General features: G+C 31.1%; 18 protein-coding genes. 2 read left to right on the top strand and 16 right to left on the bottom strand.

What is annotated here, in order from left to right; genetic code table 11:
- Positions 1–24: 24 nt before the first annotated feature.
- From UF10_RS01105 to UF10_RS01050, 12 genes are all read right to left on the bottom strand, one after another.
- Positions 25–1,086 carry a beta-ketoacyl-ACP synthase III gene (locus tag UF10_RS01105; RefSeq protein WP_106776011.1) on the bottom strand — a complete coding sequence of 354 codons (1,062 nt, stop codon included), beginning with the start codon at positions 1,084–1,086 and terminating at the stop codon, positions 25–27.
- On the bottom strand, positions 1,076–1,651 hold the full coding sequence (locus tag UF10_RS01100; RefSeq protein WP_106776010.1) for a MarR family winged helix-turn-helix transcriptional regulator: 576 nt from the start codon (positions 1,649–1,651) through the stop codon (positions 1,076–1,078). Before UF10_RS01100 ends, UF10_RS01105 begins: the two co-directional genes overlap by 11 nt.
- A gap of 18 nt (positions 1,652–1,669) precedes the next feature.
- Entirely contained in the window at positions 1,670–2,410 is a 741-nt protein-coding gene (locus UF10_RS01095) for an acetyl-CoA carboxylase carboxyltransferase subunit alpha (RefSeq protein WP_330403878.1), read from the bottom strand.
- Between the two features lie 4 nt (positions 2,411–2,414).
- Positions 2,415–3,260 carry an acetyl-CoA carboxylase, carboxyltransferase subunit beta gene (gene accD, locus UF10_RS01090; protein WP_106776009.1) on the bottom strand — a complete coding sequence of 282 codons (846 nt, stop codon included), beginning with the start codon at positions 3,258–3,260 and terminating at the stop codon, positions 2,415–2,417.
- A gap of 29 nt (positions 3,261–3,289) precedes the next feature.
- Positions 3,290–4,654: an acetyl-CoA carboxylase biotin carboxylase subunit gene (gene accC / locus UF10_RS01085; protein ID WP_106776008.1), complete on the bottom strand. Its 1,365-nt coding sequence runs from the start codon at positions 4,652–4,654 to the stop codon at positions 3,290–3,292.
- A complete protein-coding gene (locus UF10_RS01080; RefSeq protein ID WP_106776007.1) occupies positions 4,647–5,195 on the bottom strand; it encodes an acetyl-CoA carboxylase biotin carboxyl carrier protein in 549 nt (182 codons plus the stop codon). Before UF10_RS01080 ends, accC begins: the two co-directional genes overlap by 8 nt.
- A 420-nt stretch (positions 5,196–5,615) precedes the next feature.
- On the bottom strand, positions 5,616–6,344 hold the full coding sequence (locus UF10_RS01075) for a helix-turn-helix transcriptional regulator (RefSeq protein WP_242969002.1): 729 nt from the start codon (positions 6,342–6,344) through the stop codon (positions 5,616–5,618).
- 345 nt (positions 6,345–6,689) lie between these two features.
- Complete coding sequence (gene buk / locus UF10_RS01070; protein ID WP_106776006.1) at positions 6,690–7,745, bottom strand: butyrate kinase; 1,056 nt, start codon at positions 7,743–7,745, stop codon at positions 6,690–6,692.
- 168 nt (positions 7,746–7,913) lie between these two features.
- Positions 7,914–8,810 carry a bifunctional enoyl-CoA hydratase/phosphate acetyltransferase gene (locus UF10_RS01065; RefSeq protein ID WP_106776005.1) on the bottom strand — a complete coding sequence of 299 codons (897 nt, stop codon included), beginning with the start codon at positions 8,808–8,810 and terminating at the stop codon, positions 7,914–7,916.
- A 253-nt stretch (positions 8,811–9,063) separates the two neighbouring features.
- The gene (locus UF10_RS01060) at positions 9,064–9,636 is read right to left on the bottom strand and encodes an indolepyruvate oxidoreductase subunit beta (RefSeq protein WP_106776004.1); all 573 of its coding nucleotides are present in this window, start codon (positions 9,634–9,636) and stop codon (positions 9,064–9,066) included.
- 1 nt (position 9,637) lies between these two features.
- Positions 9,638–11,425 (bottom strand): indolepyruvate ferredoxin oxidoreductase subunit alpha, encoded by a 1,788-nt coding sequence (gene iorA, locus UF10_RS01055; RefSeq protein WP_106776003.1) that lies wholly within the window; start codon positions 11,423–11,425, stop codon positions 9,638–9,640.
- Positions 11,426–11,894: 469 nt separating this feature from the next.
- Positions 11,895–13,157, bottom strand: coding sequence for a hypothetical protein (locus UF10_RS01050; protein ID WP_106776002.1), 1,263 nt, complete (start codon positions 13,155–13,157; stop codon positions 11,895–11,897).
- 200 nt (positions 13,158–13,357) lie between these two features.
- Here UF10_RS01050 and UF10_RS01045 point away from each other — a divergent pair, with 200 nt between their 5' ends.
- Positions 13,358–14,095 (top strand): HAD family hydrolase, encoded by a 738-nt coding sequence (locus UF10_RS01045; RefSeq protein WP_106776001.1) that lies wholly within the window; start codon positions 13,358–13,360, stop codon positions 14,093–14,095.
- Between the two features lie 82 nt (positions 14,096–14,177).
- Positions 14,178–14,582, top strand: a complete 405-nt coding sequence (locus UF10_RS01040; RefSeq protein ID WP_106776000.1) for a hypothetical protein — start codon at positions 14,178–14,180, stop codon at positions 14,580–14,582.
- Between the two features lie 548 nt (positions 14,583–15,130).
- Here the strand turns inward: UF10_RS01040 and UF10_RS01030 are convergent.
- The 4 genes from UF10_RS01030 to UF10_RS01015 form a co-directional block, all read right to left on the bottom strand.
- On the bottom strand, positions 15,131–15,946 hold the full coding sequence (locus tag UF10_RS01030; RefSeq protein ID WP_106775998.1) for a hypothetical protein: 816 nt from the start codon (positions 15,944–15,946) through the stop codon (positions 15,131–15,133).
- A 240-nt stretch (positions 15,947–16,186) separates the two neighbouring features.
- Positions 16,187–16,630 (bottom strand): Fe-S cluster assembly sulfur transfer protein SufU, encoded by a 444-nt coding sequence (gene sufU, locus UF10_RS01025; protein ID WP_106775997.1) that lies wholly within the window; start codon positions 16,628–16,630, stop codon positions 16,187–16,189.
- A complete protein-coding gene (locus tag UF10_RS01020; protein WP_106775996.1) occupies positions 16,620–17,855 on the bottom strand; it encodes an aminotransferase class V-fold PLP-dependent enzyme in 1,236 nt (411 codons plus the stop codon). The genes sufU and UF10_RS01020 overlap by 11 nt, the downstream gene beginning before the upstream one ends.
- A gap of 115 nt (positions 17,856–17,970) precedes the next feature.
- Positions 17,971–18,801, bottom strand: a complete 831-nt coding sequence (locus UF10_RS01015) for a SufB/SufD family protein (RefSeq protein WP_106775995.1) — start codon at positions 18,799–18,801, stop codon at positions 17,971–17,973.
- Positions 18,802–18,808 lie beyond the last annotated feature (7 nt).

Genomic DNA, 18,808 nt, shown 5'->3' with positions numbered 1-18,808 from the left:
TTCTCCTTTTTTACCTTCATTTTATTATTTTATATTAAATAGGATTCCACCATAGCTTAAGCCCCCACCAAATGCTAGAGATAAAAGATACTTTCCTTTATATTCTTCAAAATCTGTCTTCTCTAAAGCTTCATCCAGTGCAAGTGCTACACTAGCCGATGATGTGTTTCCATATTTATCCAAATTGATAAACCATTTTTCAATTTTCAAACTGCTCTTTTCTGCAAGAGTTTGTATTATTCTTTTATTTGCTTGATGTGCTACCACCATTACTATGTCTTCACTACTTATATTGTTTCTTTTCAAAAGTCTATCTATAACTTTTACACCAACATCCGTAGCAAACTTGTATATCTGCCTACCATTCATCTCTATAAAAGGCGAACTCTCATCTGTAAGTTTATTCTTAGAGTCCACTGTCAGATATTTTTTCTCATCATATTTTCCTGCTAAAATACTATCTTTTATTTCAAGTTTTACTGGAAGATCTAAAGCTTTTACTTCCGAGTTTTGATATTCATTGACTTTTAAATTTTCTTCTTTATACAAGCTATCTTCTTCATCCAAGTTAGCTTGATATTCACTGTTTTCTAATAGTACACAGCCTGCCCCATCTCCAAATAATATACAAGTTGATCTATCTGTCCAGTCAACATACTTTGATAGTCTTTCTGAACCTATAACTAGTGCATATTTGCAATTCATATCCCTCATCATTGATTTTGCTATCGTCATTGAGTATACAAATCCACTACATGCTGCGTTTACATCAAAGCAAACCGCTTTTTCTATGCCAAGACCACCTGCCAATGTATAAGATGAAGAAGGAACTTTTGTATCAGATGATATTGTCGCAAATATTAAAAGACTAATATCTTCTTTATTTATATCCAATTTTTCTATAGCCTTCTCACAAGCCTTTTTAGCAAGCTCTTCTGTTGTCATATCATTTGCTATATGTCTTGTCTTTATCCCTGTTCTTTCCAATATCCATTCATTGTTTGTATCTACCATTTTTGAAAGTGATTCATTATCAAGAATTTCATCTGTGGCGTAACTTCCTGTCGAAATTATGCTAATAGACATTGTTACCTCCATATTCTTTTAGTAAGAATTTATTTATATTTTTTAATATATGTATCAAATCCTTATCTTCTTTTAATTTTAAATCTATCATCAAATTTTCAATCATCTCATCATGAAAATTTCTATGAATTTTATATACCAGCTCACCCTTATTAGTAAGCCTTGCAATTACTACCCTTTTATCTTTTTCACTTCTTATTCTTTGGGCATAATTCTTCTTTTCTAACTTATCCATAGTGCTAGTCAAAGTTCCCAATGATATACCTAGATCACTAGCAAGCTTTGACATTCTCTTTCCACCATTATTTCCAACTGCCTCTATTGCATGTACTTCTGTAAGAGATAAATCTTTTATCCCTCTTGATTTCAATGATGTTTCTTCAATCATCAGTATATTTTTAAATAAATCTACTATGATATCATTTATAATCTTTCTTGTATCATCATAGTCCAACTCCTCCACAGAGTTTAGAGATTTATTGTTCTTTTCAAACCTATCATCACTACTATCTTCCATAGAATTTTTATTAATTATTTTTTTGTTTGTCTCTTCCATAGTTTTCATGCACTCAATTCTTTCATACTATCCCCCGAGTATTTTCCTATATTTATTATGTCTTTTCTTTAGAATTTTATCCGTAGAAAGTAAATAGTTTTTCTCGAGGAATTTTAAAACTTCATTTTTAAGATGATATAATTCTCCACCATCTTCTTTTATTATTTTATCTACAAAACCATCTTCCATAAGTTCCTTACTTGTCAATCTCATAAGTTTTGCTGCTTCATCTTTTCTATTAGTATCTCTCCATAAAATACTCGCAAATCCTTCAGGTGATAAGATAGAATACACACCATTTTCTAGCATCCATATCTCATCTGTAACTCCAAGTGCAAGGGCTCCACCGCTTCCAGCTTCTCCTATTACTATTGATAGAGTCGGTATTTTTAGTTGCGAGAAATTGCATATACAATTTGCTATTGCACTTGACTGTCCTCTTTGTTCTGCTTCAATACCACAATCAGCACCAGGCGTATCTATTAGAGTAATTACAGGCATTTTATGTTTCTGTGCATATTCTATCAGTCTAAGAACCTTTCTATATCCTTCAGGTTTAGCCATGCCAAAGTTACGATCTTTTTGATGACCTATTATCATTACAGAATATTCCTCAATCATACCAATGCCAGCAACTATCACTTCATCATCTGAGAATAGTCTATCACCATGAAGCTCCACAAATGGTTCACATAAATACTCAATATAATCCATCGCCTTGAGCCTATTGACATCTCTTGCCTTTCTAACTATATCAATTGCTTCCAATGTATTAGCCCCTCCTTTTTATCTTAGAGTGTATCTTCAATATATTGGAGATTGTATCTCTCATCATCTCTCTTTGAACCACCATATCTACCAAGCCATGCTCCAATAGAAATTCAGCTCTTTGAAAACCTTCAGGTAGTTTACTAGCTGTCACCTGTTGTATCACTCTCGGCCCTGCAAATCCTATCAAAGCTCCTTTTTCTGCAATTATTACATCTCCTAAACTTGCAAAGCTTGCACTCACCCCTCCAGTAGTTGGATCAGTTAATACTGTAATATAGAGAAGTCCCTTTTGATTATGCTTTGCTATTGCCTGTGAGGTCTTTGCCATTTGCATCAAAGAAAACATCCCCTCTTGCATTCTAGCTCCTCCTGATGCAGTAAATATCACAAGCGGATATTTCTTTTTAATAGATAACTCTATGCTTTTAGTAATCTTTTCTCCAACAGTAGATCCCATACTTGCCATCATAAATCTAGTATCCATCACCGCTATCACTACTTTAATGTCATCTATCTTTGCTACTCCACATATCAAAGCTTCATCTTCTTTAAGCTTTTTTCTTAAATTAGCTTGCTTTTCTTTATATTCTGGAAATTCTAGTGGATCTCTTATCTTTCTTTCCTTGAAATACTCTGTAAAGCTATCTTTATCTACTATACTTTCAATTCTTTCTCTTGCACTCATTTTTAGATACTTTCCACATGATGGACATATCTTATTTTTTTTGTCTATATCATTTTTAAAAAATATACCCTCACACTCTGGACATTTTACAGCAAAATTAGCCTGTATATTTATAGAGTTTGCAGCTTTATATTTTTTTCTTTTAAAATGTTCTAATATCATCTATACTTCTCCTATGATCTAGATAATCTCTATTCGGCTATACTTTTTTTAAAATTATCTTCTAAGTATGATGTAGAGAAATTTCCAGATATAAAATCATTGCCTCCAATAATATCTTTATTAAATTTTATATTTGTCTTTAAACCATCTATTGCCAACTCACTTAAAGCTCTCAACATTATACTTATTGCCTCATCTCTATCTTTTCCAAATGTAATTATCTTTGCCAGCATAGAGTCATAAAATGGTAACACCTCATAACCTTGATAGATTGCACTATCTATTCTCACACCATATCCGCCTGGAAAGTTAATTCCTTCTATCTTACCAACACTTGGTAAAAAGTTATTTTCTGAATCATAAGCATTTATTCTGCATTCAATTGCATGTCCCTTAATATCTATATCTTCCTGCTTATAAGATAATTTCTTTTGAGATGCTATATTTATTTGCTCCCTTACAATATCAATCCCAGTTATCATCTCTGTTACAGGATGCTCTACCTGAATTCTAGTATTCATCTCCATAAAATATATTTGATTATCCTTTGATACTAGATATTCTATGGTTCCTACATTTGTATATCCTAGCTCTTTCGTAGCATTAATAGACATTTCATAAAGACTATTAAGTGTATCTTCATCAACATATTTGGCAGGGGCTTCTTCAATTATTTTTTGATGGTTCATCTGCATAGAACAATCTCTAGCACCTAGGTGTATTACATTTCCAAATTCATCTGCCATAATTTGAACTTCTATATGTCTTGGAGATTCTATATATTTTTCTATATAGACATCCCTATCAGCAAAAGCATTTTCAGCCTCCTTCTGAGCAGATTTAAAAGATCCCTCAAGCTCTCTTTCACAATTTACAACTCTCATACCCTTTCCACCGCCACCAGATTTTGCCTTGATTATTACTGGATAAGCTATGTCATTTGCCAATTTTTTTGCCATATCTATACTTTCTACCACCCCATCTGATCCAGGAACCACAGGTATAGACTTTGACTTCATAATTTGTTTTGATGCATCTTTGTTTCCCATCAACTCCATAACCTTACTACTTGGTCCTATAAATTTTATATTATAGATCTCACACATTTTTGCAAAGCTTGGATTTTCTGATAGAAAGCCAAATCCAGGATGTATAGCATCTGCGCCTGTAACAATCGCTGCATTTATTATCTGCATTTTGTTTAGATAGCTATCATTTACACTTCTGGGTCCAATACATATTGATTCATCTGCCATTTTTGCATGTAGAGAGTCCCTATCAACATCTGAAAATATAGCCACACTTTTAATATTCATATCTTTTAAAGTTCTAATTATTCTTACAGCTATTTCTCCTCTATTTGCTATTAGAACTTTATTTATCTTTCTAGTCATCAAATCCCCTCACTTCAAACAAATCCTGACCAAATTCTACTATTTCTTCGTCCTGAATCAAGCATTTAGAAATTTCACAGTCAAAAGGTGCCTTAATCTCATTCATCAACTTCATAGATTCAATAATACATATAACATCTCCCTTTTTCACCTTGCTATTTTCTTTTACAAAGCTTTCTTCTCCGGGTGATGAGCTACTATAAAAAGTTCCAATCATATTTGATTTTATACTAGTATTTTTTTCTTCTTCTAATTTTTCACTAGCTTCCTGCTTATTTTTTTCATTTCTTTCCAATTCAACATCATTTTGATTATCAATATTTTTTATAGTATTATCTGTATAATCCTTTTTTTCATAACTACTTTGACAATTATCTAAATCATTATACTCTCTTATATTTTTTTGACCTTCAAAATCACTCTTGAATCTATTATTTCTTTTAAGTTTTATTCTTTCACCGTTTTTTTCGCTGTATTCCAATTCGTTTATATCTATTTCTTTCATTGTTAAAGCCAATTCTTTTATAAATTCAATCTCCATTTTTTTACCTCTTCAATTTATTATTTTGATTGTCAAAGTATCTTTTTATATTATAGTCCACTGTTTTTTATATGTCAACAACTTATTTTATTTTGTAATACAAAATAAAGTTAGATTATCTAACCTTTATAAGTCTTTTTCAATTTATTTATTAATAAAGTTTTTTTAGTTTTGAAGCTTAGACACTATTTCTTAGATACTTTTTTCAGATAATCTTTACTTTAGTTTTTTTATTTATATAAATAAAAAAATCAGCTAAAAAGCTGATTTAAAATGTTTTTTTAAATCTTTTTCTCAAAAATAAATAAGAACCTTAGGGGGTAAGGTTCTTATTTGGGGAGATTGAGTATTTTAATTTATTATGTTTGTATTATATGTTTGCCCAATAAAAAACTTTTTAAACATTTTTTAAAATCTTTTTTATTCAGAGTCACTATTTTCTATTTCATTTAAATAATTATATATAGTATATCTGGATAATCCTAGCTGTTCTGCTATATAGGGAACACTTTTTTGAATCTTAAATACACCAGAATCTTTTAAATTTTTAATAAGACTTATTCTATCTTTTTTATTCATATTCACTATAGGCTTATCCATCTTTTCAAGCTCTATCATAAACTTATGCTCTACCAATTCCCCATTATCAAAGGCATCGTACTCATCGTATACCTCATCCCCCATAGATAAAAATTTCTTTAATGTCTTTTGGATCGCTGTCAAATCATCACAATCATAATTTATACAAAAAGATATATTTCTTCCAAAAGCTCTTGTTACTATTGTAGAAGATTTAATTTCTTTCCTTATTTTTTTATTTGCTTTCTTATAATTGATATTATAGCCGCCCTTACTTCTTTCTATCAACTCTCCAGATCTAGTATTTAGAGGATCTCCTACTTTTCTATCTGTAACATGTCCGTTATATATAGAAAGCACGGAATTCTCAGGATTATCTAGATCTGAAATTACCACTTCACAATTATTTCCAAACATTTCTGAAATGATAACAGCTAAAGTATTTAAAAATACCATAAAAGTTTCGTAATCATTTACTGTTCCTTTATATTCTCCAAATTGCATATTAATTAGGGCAAGTATACCCAATCTATTACATAGTTGGGGAGGAATTGCCCTTCCTCCTTCCAAAACGTTTTCACCAATTCTTATAATAACCAATTTTTATATTTTTTTCAAGCAATAGATTACTTTTTATAATAAATTTATTAAAATAAGAATTGCTTTCTATCTATAATTTACTCTAATTATATTTCAGATATATTTTAATCTAGCATTTAATCTTTTAGACCTCTCGTTTTAAACAATATATAGTTTTATATTGTACGCACAACTCTTATTATAGTTTGTATTATATACATATTTCTACATTATATTTAATTATAACTCTGTATTATATATAGTTTTCTATTAATAGTTTTATACTTTGATTAACAAAATACCCCAACACATTACTTCTGTGTGGGGGTATTTTAATTACAATCTTAAATAATCTGCCTTTTCTTCACCCTTCATCACTCTATATCCTCCAGATGCAAGAGCCTTCATCTCAAATTCACCTGGATAAAGAGTTACTGGAGCTATAAAAGATACCTTATCTATAACCCACTGAGTAAGCATCTTTGAATATGCCATACCACCAGTTAATAATATTCCATCTATTTTACCATCATCAACTACAGCCAATGAACCTATCGTCTTTGCTATCTGATAAGCCATAGCTTTATAGACCATAAGGGCTTCCTCGTTGCCCTCTTCAATCATCTTCTCAACCTCTCTAGCGTCATTTGTGTTCAAGTATGATATAAGTCCACCTGTGCTATCCTCATATCTTTGTAGGGCCTGGGCACCACCCTTATCAGCTATTGTAATACAGCTGTATATCGGTAAAAATCCTGCTCTATTTGTAGAAAATGGTCCTTCATCAGATGATGATATATCTACTAGATGACCATTTTTCTGGAAATTCATAGATATTCCTCCACCTAGATGAGCTACTATTATAGACGAATTATAATAATCTAATCCCTTATCCTCACAATATTTCATTGCAACAGCTCTAGTATTAAGAGCATGAGAGAAACTTCTTCTAGGATATTCCTTTACCCCAGATAATCTTGCTAGATCAGATAACTCATCAACTGATACAGCATCGTATATATATGCTGGTATATCAGCTTCTTTGGATATCATTCTGGCTACAAGGGCTCCCAAATTCGATGCATGTATCTGAGCTGGATGATTCCTCATAATGTCGCACAACTCATCATCAACTACATATGCACCTGTGTGTAGAGGTGGAAGCATACCACCTCTTGATACTATAACATCCAAATCAGAAAGTTTTATATTATTGTCATCTAAAAATTTAATCACTTGCTTATATCTCATATCTGTCTGATCATACAAGTCATCAAATTGCTTTAATACACTTGCATCAATCGTAATATTTTCTATAATTTTTTCTTCTAAATCTTCATATATAGCAACCTTTGTAGAGGTTGAACCTGGGTTAATAATCAGTATTTTCATAAATACCACCTTTCAAAATTAGGCAGTCTCAGACCCCACAAAATTAGGGGATCTAAAAGCTGCCTTTATTAGGTTTATAATTTTATTTATCTTAACAGTTTCTATTTAATATCTCTTTTTTATTTCAATAAATCTCTCAACAAAGAATTTTCATGGCTAAATTACTTTTTATTTGTTGACAAGTGCTGCCATAGCTATTGATAAATATTTTTCTTCAGCTGAAGCACTTCTTGATGTAAGCAGAATCAAACACTTGGCTCCAACTATAAAGCCAGCCATCTTACCTTGTGCAGCAAAATTAAATGTCTTATCTAATATATTTCCTGCCTGAATATCTGGAGCTAATAATATATCTGGATCTCCTGCCACTTCACTGTCATATTCCTTAATTTCTTTCGCTCTCTTTGAATATGCAAGGTCAAAAGATATTGGACCCTCAACTAAACAATCCTTGATTTCTCCTCTTTGATTTCTAGCCTTTAACTCGCCTGCATCAACTGTTGAAGGCATCTTTGGATTGACCTTTTCTATAGCAGATAAACAAGCTACCTTAGGGCATTCATATCCCAACTTATGGTATATTTCAACTGCATTTTCTATGATTTTTTGCTTTTGTTCAACATCTGGGTACATACACATTCCACCATCTGTAATGGTAATCAATTTGTGATATGTAGGAACCTGCTCAAATGACATATGACTCATAAGTCTATCTGTTCTCAAGCCCTTTTCTTTATCAACAACAGCCTTCATAAGCACTGCAGTTTCTATATGACCCTTCAATATAAAGTCTATCTTGCCTTCTCTAACTAGTTCTACTACCTTCTCAGCACCTTCTGAATCAGACTCAACATTTATTATCTCATAGTCCTTATTGGCACCTTTTTCTTTTAAAATCTTACGTATTTCATCTTCATGACCTACAAATATAGGCTTTGCAAGCTCTAACTCTTCACCTGCCAAAGCACCACCTATTGCTGCTTCATCTGCCATGCAGACTCCACAACGTTTCATCTCGTGAAATGCTTTTACTTTTTCTATTACTTCATCAAAATTTCTTAACATACCATACCCCCAATACAAGTAATCTTCTTGTATATTCATTTTATAAATTTTAGCAGATTAGTTAAAAATTATAAGTAACTAGTCTCTAAATATATTATATACTATTTTGGATAATATATTTTAGTTTATAAATAATTTTAATAATTCGCTAGCTATACAAATCATTGCCCGTACCTATAGAGTTGAAGATTGGCACACACAACTCTCTATATAGCTAGCATCATATTATTTAATTACTTAAGGAGTTATATTATTATACTAATCCCATACCAACTCTTAAAGCCTTCTTATTTACATCAATAAATTTAGGCTTGACATTTTCTTCTATTATCTTGTCCCAGTCGATATCTTCTAACTTCATACTCTTTATTATAGTACCTAGTAAGATTATATTCATAACCTTTTGATTTCCTAGTTTTTCAGCCTCTGCAGTCGCATTGAAAGCGTGAAGTGTTCCTGCTTTTTCCTTTATAAGTTCAACAGTATTGTCTGGATACTTATCCTTACCACTAAGAACTCCTATTGGATTAAATCTAACAGTATTTAATACCACTACACCATCTGGCTTTAAGTAATCTATATTTCTAAGAACTTCTAATTCTTCAAATCCCATAATTATATCTGCTTCACCTAGTGGAACAACTGGTGAATAAACCTTATCTCCATATCTCAAATGAGTAAGAACCTGACCTTCTCTCTGGCTCATTCCATGGACTTCACTCATCTTAACGTCATAACCTGCGCTCATTAGTCCAATTGTCAATAGTTTACTCGCAGTTATTGTTCCCTGACCACCTATTCCAGTTAATAATACATTTTTAGTCATATTATTTTACCACCTTTCCTATTGCACCTACAGGACATACCTGTGCACACACACTACAACCTACACACTTATTAATATCTATTGAAGATTTCTTCTTTTTAGTCTTAAATGATATTGCTGGACATCCAGTCTTTGTACACTTCTTACATCCTATACATTTTTCTTCATCTACTTCATATCTATCTTGGAATGATCCTGGGAAGTTCTGCTTATCTTCTTCAGACTGTACCTTTAGAGCACATGGCCACCAAGTAAGTATTACAGATGGTTCATCAAGAGCTAAAGCCCAATCAAATGCAGCATTTACTTCATCTAAATTATTTGGGTTTACCCTCTTTATATTCTTAACACCTATTGCTCTAACAAGTGTTTCTATATCTATTTCACTAGCAGTTTCTCCCTGAGCTGTAAATCCTGTACCAGGGTTTTGCTGCTGACCTGTCATACCTGTAATTCTATTGTCTAGTATACAAGTAACTGCACTACTGTTGTTATACACAGCATCAATTAAAGATGTAATTCCTGAGTGGAAGAATGTTGAGTCACCTATTACAGATACAACTCTTACATCCTGATCATCATCCATACCAAATACCTGTGCTGCACCATGACCCATACTTACACTTGCACCCATACATAGTGTCATATCCATAGCATTATAAGGAGCACCAAATCCTAGAGTATAACATCCTATATCTCCTGAAATCATAACATTCTTTCTCTTTCCTAGAGTATAGAAAAATCCTCTATGTGGACATCCTGCACAGAAAGTAGGAGCACGGTTGATCATTACTTCCTTAGCTTCTTCAAATATTTCAACGTCCTTACCGTAAACTGACTTTCTAATAACTTCAGGAATCATCTCACCATATCTTGGGAATATATCCTTACCATGACATGCAATTCCTAGAGCCTTTATATGTTCTTCCATTATTGGATCATTTTCTTCTATTACATATATTTTATCTACCTTTTCAGCAAATTCCTTAAACAATTTGTCTGGTAGTGGGTTAGAGAAACCAACCTTTAGATATGATGCGTCATCACCGAATACTTCCTTTGCATATAAGTAACAATCACCTGATGCAACAACACCTATCTTTGTATCATTGTACTCAGTAAAGTTGAACTCACAGTTATTTGAGTATTCATAAAGATCATCCATTCTCTTAAATACATGCTGCTTTCTTACCTTAGCATTTGCTGGAACCATTACATACTTTGTAGGTTCTTTTTTCCACTTCTTGATAGCTACTTCTTCTCTATCTTCAAGTTCAACTAGTCCCTTTGAGTGACATACACGAGTAGTCATTCTTATCATTATTGGAGTATCATGCTTTTCACTTAGTTCATATGCTTCTTTAACCATAATCTTACAGTCCTGGCTATCAGAAGGTTCAAACATAGGTACAAAAGCTGCTCTTGCAAGATGTCTATTATCCTGCTCATTTTGTGAAGAAAACTGTCCTGGCTCATCTGCAGACACAATAACAAGACCACCACTTACACCAGAGTAAGATGCTGTAAAGAATGGGTCAGCTGCAACGTTTAATCCAACGTGCTTCATGGATGCAAAAGATCTTGCACCTGCAACACTGGCACCAATAGCAGATTCTAAAGCAACCTTTTCATTAGGAGCCCACTCTGCATATAGATATTTTCTGTCATAATTTGATAGATTCTCTAAAATCTCAGTACTCGGAGTACCTGGGTATGCTGCTGCAAATCTTGCACCGGCCTCAAATACACCTCTAGCGATGGCTTCATCGCCTGTCATTAATTTCTTCATAATACTACCTCCTAAGTATTTAATAAAAAACATAAATTTATTTTAAAACGTTTTCAAATGATACGCTATTAATCAACACGCATCTATAACTATAATTATATCACTTACAGCTTTTATGTCAACACATTGTTTATTTTGTAATTTTTTTACACAATTTATCAATCTATTAATTTTCTCAATTTTCTATTATTTTAGAACACTTTCTTGCCTTTAATCTTATTTTTTGAAGAAATATATCAAAAAACTTTTTAATAAAAAAATTGTTGATATTTTTCTAATATTTACAAATAGACTTTGCTCTTTTTTATAAAATAAAAAGAAGCATACAGTTTAAACTGTATGCTTTCTATAAGATTTATTTTTAAAGTATTAGAAATAAATCTTTTTTCTTTATATGTTAAATTAATCTATTATATTAGCCTTAAATACAAGTAAATACTATTAAATAAATCAATTATAAAATTCCAAACTAGTCTATAAAGTCATAAAAATCATCATTTCCAGATTCAACAAAGTCAAATAAGACATTTTGCTCAAATTTATATACATTTTCCTTATTTACTAAATTTCCTAACTCATTTGATAATGACTCTTCTATTAGTTCTCTTGATCTTTCGTTATAAGTTGCAAGAAATAGCCTATCTTCATTTAAATAAATTATAAACATTATGTCATTATTTATAACATATACATCACTGTCCAAATGAGTATTATCAAAGTAATACTGTATATATAAGCCCCCACTTTCAAATTGGATACCTTGTATAGCTGGATACGCATTGTAAATTTTGTTTTCAATTAAATCCATATTTTCCTTAGACTTATCAGCTATATTATAAATATCAATCATCTCTTCCTTTGATATAATATCAAATACTTCAAAATCATATATAGCATTTTTGTCCATTATCATGAAAGATCTCAAAGAATACTTAATTTTTTCATTTTCATGTATTATATCTTCTTCATCTTTGTCAACTTCCTTGTCTATCATAACAACTATTTTTGCTTCATAGTATCCATCACTGTCTTCATATACACAGTTGCAGACAAACTTATCGTCTTTCTTTTTTTCTATTTCATTATATAAAAGTGCACCGTTTATATCGCTAATATGTAAATTGGCAACATCTTCATTTCCTGAATAATACAGCAAAGATTCTTTATCTCTAGCTACAAGCCTCATTATCATATAATTTACAAACTCATTATCTGTTTCTAGCTTCTTACATATCTTATTAAAAACAGCCTTTTTCATATCTCTATATAAAATTCTTTCAGAAGAACTCTTGTCTTCAATAGAATGTTTTTTATCCATACCACTTTCTAGATCTAAGCCTGATTTAAGATTTCCGTTATCTGAGTGTTCTTGTAAAATATTCAATTTATTATATAACTCACTATATTTACTTTTTATGTCCTTGCTAAAACTTTCTGGTAGCGGTTTTTCATATCTAATATTTTTATTCATATATTCATATACCAAAAAACAAGCTTCCTCTTCGCTCATAGTAATATTTATACCACCTAAACCACCATACTTTTGTCTATAAAAACTTTCTCTATCATGTTCAGATGCATCTTCCATTATATAAAAGTCTGAAATACCAAGACCTTCAGCATCTAACATGAAAATATGTGAAATTATCTTATTGTCTATTACCCACTCTATTAAAAGCATCATAGTACCCATTAATCTAGTATTAGTACAAAAAGATTTTTTAAAATTCATACACCCTCCTTAGTTCAAACTAACTGTTAATTAGAATTTATTTTCTCAACATATTATTATACCACAGTTTCATATCTTGTCACGTAAATATGTAAATCTATATTAATTTAGCTTAACTATCTGGTTTTTTTACTTAAAGTTAATGAATATGACTGTTTTTTCTGATATAATGAACATAATATTATAAAAGGCGGTGAAATATGAATAACACAGCAGCATTTTTTGATATTGATGGAACTCTTTATAGAGACTCATTACTTATAGAACATTTTAGAAAACTAATTAAGTATGAATTAATTGATGAAGGAGAGTGGTCAGACCACCTTCAGACTACATACAATAACTGGGATAAAAGACAGGGTAACTACGATGATTATATGTATGAAATATCAGATCAATATGTAAGTGCTATCGTAGGTCTAAAAAAATCGGATATAGATTTTGCTAGTAGACAAGTAATAAAGCTAAAGGCTGACAGAGTATATAAATATACTCGTTCTAGAATAAAGTGGCATAAGGAACAAGGCCATAAAGTTATATTTATATCTGGATCTCCTGACTATCTAGTTCAGAGAATGGCTGAAAAATATGATGTTGATGATAATATGGGAAGTAATTATATAGTTGAAGATGGAAAGATGACAGGGAAAGTTATTCCAATGTGGGATTCTAAGAGTAAAGATAAAGCTATGGATATTTTTATAAAAAAATATGATATAGATATGTCTAAATCTTTCGCATATGGAGATACTAATGGTGATATTTCAATGTTAAAAAGAGTTGGAAATCCTATAGCTATCAACCCTACCAGAGAACTCTTGACATATATGAGTAGCGACCTTTTCTTGAGAGAAAATGCAAAGGTAATGGTTGAAAGAAAAGATGTTATATATCAACTATCCCCAAAAGTAATGCATATAGAAGATTGTTGTAAATAAAGTTTATTATCTTTAAATTTTATAAAGACCACTAAACTATATGCTGTGAAATACATATATTTATATTTAAAGGAGTGATAATATGAGCTATGCAGACTATTCTTGTGCAAGAGATTTATTTAGTAAGGGCAACTTTAAAGGATGCTATGACAAACTTAGCAGTTTTGATTATAGAGCTGCTGAATGGTATTTTTTAAGAGGTGTATCAGCTATGAACCTCGGTTACTATGAAGAGGGTGAAGACTTTATAAAAAGAGCAAAGTTTATGGATCCTGAAAATAAGGAATATGAAAGAGCTTTTAATCATTATGTAGAATATAGAAATGGATATAATGATAGGGCAGATTATTATAATAGAAGTAGAAACAACCTAGATAATAGTGGTTGCTGCTGTTGTGGTGGCGATTGTTGCAACACTTGTTGTACTCTATGGTGTTGTGATTCATGCTGTGAATGTATGGGTGGAGATCTTATACCATGCTGCTAAACAACAAGGCAAGAGCGATTTCATTTTCTGGAGTCCTACTTGCCTTTAATTGTCTTGTATTTATTTTAATAAATATAATACCTAGCAATACCATATTTCTTATGGCTCTAGCATCTTTATTCCCTTCTATTATTGTAATTGAACTTGGTATAAAATATAGTTTTATATACAGCCTAGCTTCTATAATTTTAGCCTTTTTTATAATTTCAAATAAAGGACACTTTTTTACATATTGTTTTTTATTTTCGATATATGCACTTTCAAAGGCTCTTATAGAAAAAAATATAGAAAAAAGATATCTTCAATATATTGTAAAGCTAATATATGCATCTATATCCTTTTCACTAATATACTATTTTTATAGTTTATTTCTTGATTATAAGGCCATAAATGCTGATAACTTTGTTATGCTACTACTTGTATTGGCTCTTTTATTTATTTTTTTGCTTTATGACTATTTTTTTACTTTGTTTATTAAATACTATCATGAAAAAATAAGATATAAAATAATAAAAAAGTAGGAAATTAATCCTACTTTTTTTATATGTTTATATATCTTTTTTCTCTAATGAATCGGCTATTCTCTCCAATGAATTTGCTATTCTTTTCATTGTCTTTAAATAATCCTGAAAATCATCCATTCCCTCTTCTAATAGCTCTAACGCTTCGGTATTGTCTGATAAACGCTCTAATTCATCTAATATCTCTGATTTATCAGCAATTTTATCAAGTGCTTCTAATATATTTGTGCTATCACTTATATTTGCATCATCATAAAACTTAACCTTAACATCTGAAGTATCTGGCAAAAAATCATCTTCAGCAAATATAGTCTGTTTGTCTATATCTAAATCATCATCTAATTGATCTAAATAATTAAAATCATACATACTTTCATAGTCATCAACTATCTTTTCATCAGGGGTGTTTTTTTCTATTATTTCATCTTTGTCAAAACTATCCATTAAAACATCATCATCTTCTAGCAAATCATCACTGTTATCATCTGACATTATTTCAAGTTTTCTTGTAACTTCTTCACTTTCATCTTCAAAATCTAGATTTAAAACAGGTTTTTCTTCTAAAAATTTCTCTTCATTATCAATAAATTTGTCCTTATCAGCAGAATTGTCGTTTCCCAAAGCCTTTAATTCCTCTAGCATTGGAATCATTCCTGAATCATCGAGTTCAAATCCAGCATCTTCGTCATCTTCTTCCTCAACTAAGTCTAGTTTTTCATCATAATCACTATTATCAACTTCATTAGAATCTATTTCTCCATTGCTACTCGCTTCTATTTCTTCGTCAACAGAAGCTATTTCTTCATCAAATTCAAGTAATCTTTTATCCTTATTATAAACCATAATACCACCTCTTAGAAATAATAAACCCCTTAACCATAAAATATCTCTAGTATATTATACCCCAATTTAAATAAAAAATCCATAATAGCTAAAAGCGGGCATCTATATAAATCTTTGATGTCCGCCTTTTTAACTATTTTTTTTAAATATATTTATATTTTAGCATATTTTTTCTTTATCAAATAAAAAATAGTAAATTTTCAGTTTATTATTTTATTAATAACTTTTAGCAATATGTTATTATTTTTCTTCAAAGTTGCTATCTATTATATTAGATAGTGTGTGCCAAGCTAGTACTGCACATTTTACTCTAGCAGGCATATTTGAAACATTTTCTAATACAACAGCATCCCCTAATTCGTCTATTAGGCTATCATCAACATCTACTTCTTTCTTAATCATACCTATAAACTTTTCAGTCAACTTCTTTGCTTCATGTATATCCTTACCCTTAATAAGATCAATCATCATAGAAGCAGATGCTCTTGATATAGCACAACCTTCTCCTACATAACTTGCATCTTTAATTGTATTTCCATCCATTTCAACCTCAAGTGTGATTTCATCCCCACAGCTTGGATTGTGTCCTAATTCTTTAAAAGTCGGATCATCTAATTCTCTTCTGTTAGATTTATTATTGCTTTCTTGAAGCAACATATCTGTATATAAACTTTTAAGATCCATATCCCATCACCTTTCTTACTTCTTTTAACTTTTCAACGAAGAAGTCAATTTCTTCAAATGTATTGTATATCGCAAAACTTGCTCTACATGTAGAATTTTGATGTATAAAACTATGTAGAGGCATTGCACAATGATGACCAGTTCTTATAGCTATATCAAAGCTATCAAGTACAGTTGATACATCATGTGAATGTATATCCTTGACATTAAAATCTATCAATGGAGATCTAAGATAGTTTGGAGTAGAATAAATTTCTATAAAATCTAATTCACTCATCTTCTTATGAGCATACTCTGTCAACTCTAATTCGTGCTGATGAATATTTTCTATGCCCACTCTTTCCATAAAATCTATCGCTGCACCTAAAGCTATTGCTCCACCAACATTTTGAGTACCTGCCTCAAACTTAGCTGGTGCTGCTGCAAATGTAGTTTCCTGCTCATATACATATTCTATCATATCTCCACCATACATAAATGGAGTCATAGAATCAAGTATTTCCTTCTTCCCATATAGCACGCCTATTCCCATAGGAGCATACATCTTATGACCTGAGAAAGATAAAAAGTCAACATCCCAGTCTTGAGCGTCCATTATTAAATGAGGAGCAAGTTGAGCTGCGTCAATAGATACTACTGCACCTACTTCATGAGCTAATCTTGTCACTTCCTTAACATCTATTACTCCACCTACAGTATTTGATGCCCCTGCAAGTGCAACCAATTTAGTCTTTTCATTTAAAATGTCTTTGTACTGCTTCATATCCATTTCATTATTATCATCAAGATATACATATCTCAACACAGCACCTGTCTTTTCTGCAACATACTGCCATGTAACAAGATTACTGTGGTGTTCATATATTGATATTACTATTTCGTCCCCTTCTTTCAGCTTATCTATTGCATATGAATAAGCTATAAGATTTAAAGCTTCCGTAGTATTTCTAACAAATATTACTTCATTAACTGACTTTGCATTTATGAACTTTCTTACTTTTTCTCTTGCACCTTCATATAGATCAGTAGATAGCATACCTAAATAATGTGCACCTCTATGTGGGTTGGCACATTGGTAGCTATAGTAGTTAGACAATGCATCTATCACACACTGAGGTTTCTGAGAAGTAGCCCCATTGTCTAAATAAACTATCTTTCTTCCTATCTTTTCTTCATCAAGATAAGGAAATTCTTTTCTTATTTCCATTATTGTGTCCTTGTTCATTTTTTACACCTCACATATAATCTTCCGAGCATTTTATAATTTTTTCAATATATAATATATTTAATTAATACAAATTTCTAAGACATAGGCCTTAGAAATTTGTAAAATTATTAATTTATATTCTCTTTTCTATATCTTCCCATACTTCCTTACTTAATTGACTGTCTGGAAGTTTGTGTATTGTTGGAGATAATCTAGTTTCCACTATCATTTTCTTAGCTTCATTTTCATCTAAACCTCTACTCATTATGTAAAATAGCATATCTTGATCTATCTTACCAGCACTTGCTGCATGTATACCTTCTACGTCATCTTCCTGACAAAGAAGAACTGGTACTGCAATTGCTCTTACGTTTTCATCTAAAAGTGTAGCGAACTCTTCTTCACTACCAGTAGACTTTGAAGAACCTCTTTTAAAGTCTATAGTACCCTTAAATGTTTTTCTTGCCTTATCCTTTAAAGCACCATTAACTAATATATTTGAGTCAGTTTCTTTTCCTATATGATTAACATGGTAGAATATATCCAAGTTGTTATCATTGTCTACAAAGTATACTGATTCTACATTAGTCTGAGACTTGTATCCATTAAGATTTGCTCTATAGTTAGTTACTGAACGCTTAGCTCCAGCTTCTATCTGAATAAAGTTTACAACAGCTCCCTCTTCTACATCTACATTGATATCTGTTAGAGCTGAGTTTTCCTCATGACATCTTGCAACATAGTATAAATCAACTGTTGAGTTTTTCATTGCCTTTACATTTATTACTGTATGTCTAGAAGAGAATCCCTCTTCCACATCATTTATATCGAATAAAGTAGATACTTTATCATTTTCTTTTGCTATTATTTCACTTACTTGGTCCTTCACTTCAGGTAATTCGATTAGGGATTCATTTACCTTTAGCCATCTCCAAGTTATAAGTGGTAATGTATTTGCTATCATCTGTATC

It is taken from the genome of Peptostreptococcus russellii (assembly GCF_003012055.1).
Classification (GTDB): Bacteria; Bacillota; Clostridia; order Peptostreptococcales; family Peptostreptococcaceae; genus Peptostreptococcus; species Peptostreptococcus russellii.
Note: the sequence above shows the minus strand (reverse complement) of the source record. Positions and strands in the feature narration are given on the sequence as shown.

What these genes read in the sequence shown, in the direction of transcription:
- UF10_RS01030 (WP_106775998.1), bottom strand. Translation starts at nt 15,946, where the DNA reads ATGGTTTATAATAAGGATAAAAGATTACTTGAATTTGATGAAGAAATA.
- UF10_RS01020 (WP_106775996.1), bottom strand. Translation starts at nt 17,855, where the DNA reads ATGAACAAGGACACAATAATGGAAATAAGAAAAGAATTTCCTTATCTT.
- UF10_RS01060 (WP_106776004.1), bottom strand. Translation starts at nt 9,636, where the DNA reads ATGACTAAAAATGTATTATTAACTGGAATAGGTGGTCAGGGAACAATA.
- UF10_RS01080 (WP_106776007.1), bottom strand. Translation starts at nt 5,195, where the DNA reads ATGGAGATTGAATTTATAAAAGAATTGGCTTTAACAATGAAAGAAATA.
- buk (WP_106776006.1), bottom strand. Translation starts at nt 7,745, where the DNA reads ATGAAAATACTGATTATTAACCCAGGTTCAACCTCTACAAAGGTTGCT.
- UF10_RS01045 (WP_106776001.1), top strand. Translation starts at nt 13,358, where the DNA reads ATGAATAACACAGCAGCATTTTTTGATATTGATGGAACTCTTTATAGA.
- UF10_RS01050 (WP_106776002.1), bottom strand. Translation starts at nt 13,157, where the DNA reads ATGAATTTTAAAAAATCTTTTTGTACTAATACTAGATTAATGGGTACT.
- UF10_RS01105 (WP_106776011.1), bottom strand. Translation starts at nt 1,086, where the DNA reads ATGTCTATTAGCATAATTTCGACAGGAAGTTACGCCACAGATGAAATT.
- UF10_RS01040 (WP_106776000.1), top strand. Translation starts at nt 14,178, where the DNA reads ATGAGCTATGCAGACTATTCTTGTGCAAGAGATTTATTTAGTAAGGGC.
- UF10_RS01015 (WP_106775995.1), bottom strand. Translation starts at nt 18,801, where the DNA reads ATGATAGCAAATACATTACCACTTATAACTTGGAGATGGCTAAAGGTA.
- UF10_RS01100 (WP_106776010.1), bottom strand. Translation starts at nt 1,651, where the DNA reads ATGAAAACTATGGAAGAGACAAACAAAAAAATAATTAATAAAAATTCT.
- UF10_RS01065 (WP_106776005.1), bottom strand. Translation starts at nt 8,810, where the DNA reads ATGTTAAGAAATTTTGATGAAGTAATAGAAAAAGTAAAAGCATTTCAC.
- sufU (WP_106775997.1), bottom strand. Translation starts at nt 16,630, where the DNA reads ATGGATCTTAAAAGTTTATATACAGATATGTTGCTTCAAGAAAGCAAT.
- accD (WP_106776009.1), bottom strand. Translation starts at nt 3,260, where the DNA reads ATGATATTAGAACATTTTAAAAGAAAAAAATATAAAGCTGCAAACTCT.
- iorA (WP_106776003.1), bottom strand. Translation starts at nt 11,425, where the DNA reads ATGAAGAAATTAATGACAGGCGATGAAGCCATCGCTAGAGGTGTATTT.
- accC (WP_106776008.1), bottom strand. Translation starts at nt 4,654, where the DNA reads ATGACTAGAAAGATAAATAAAGTTCTAATAGCAAATAGAGGAGAAATA.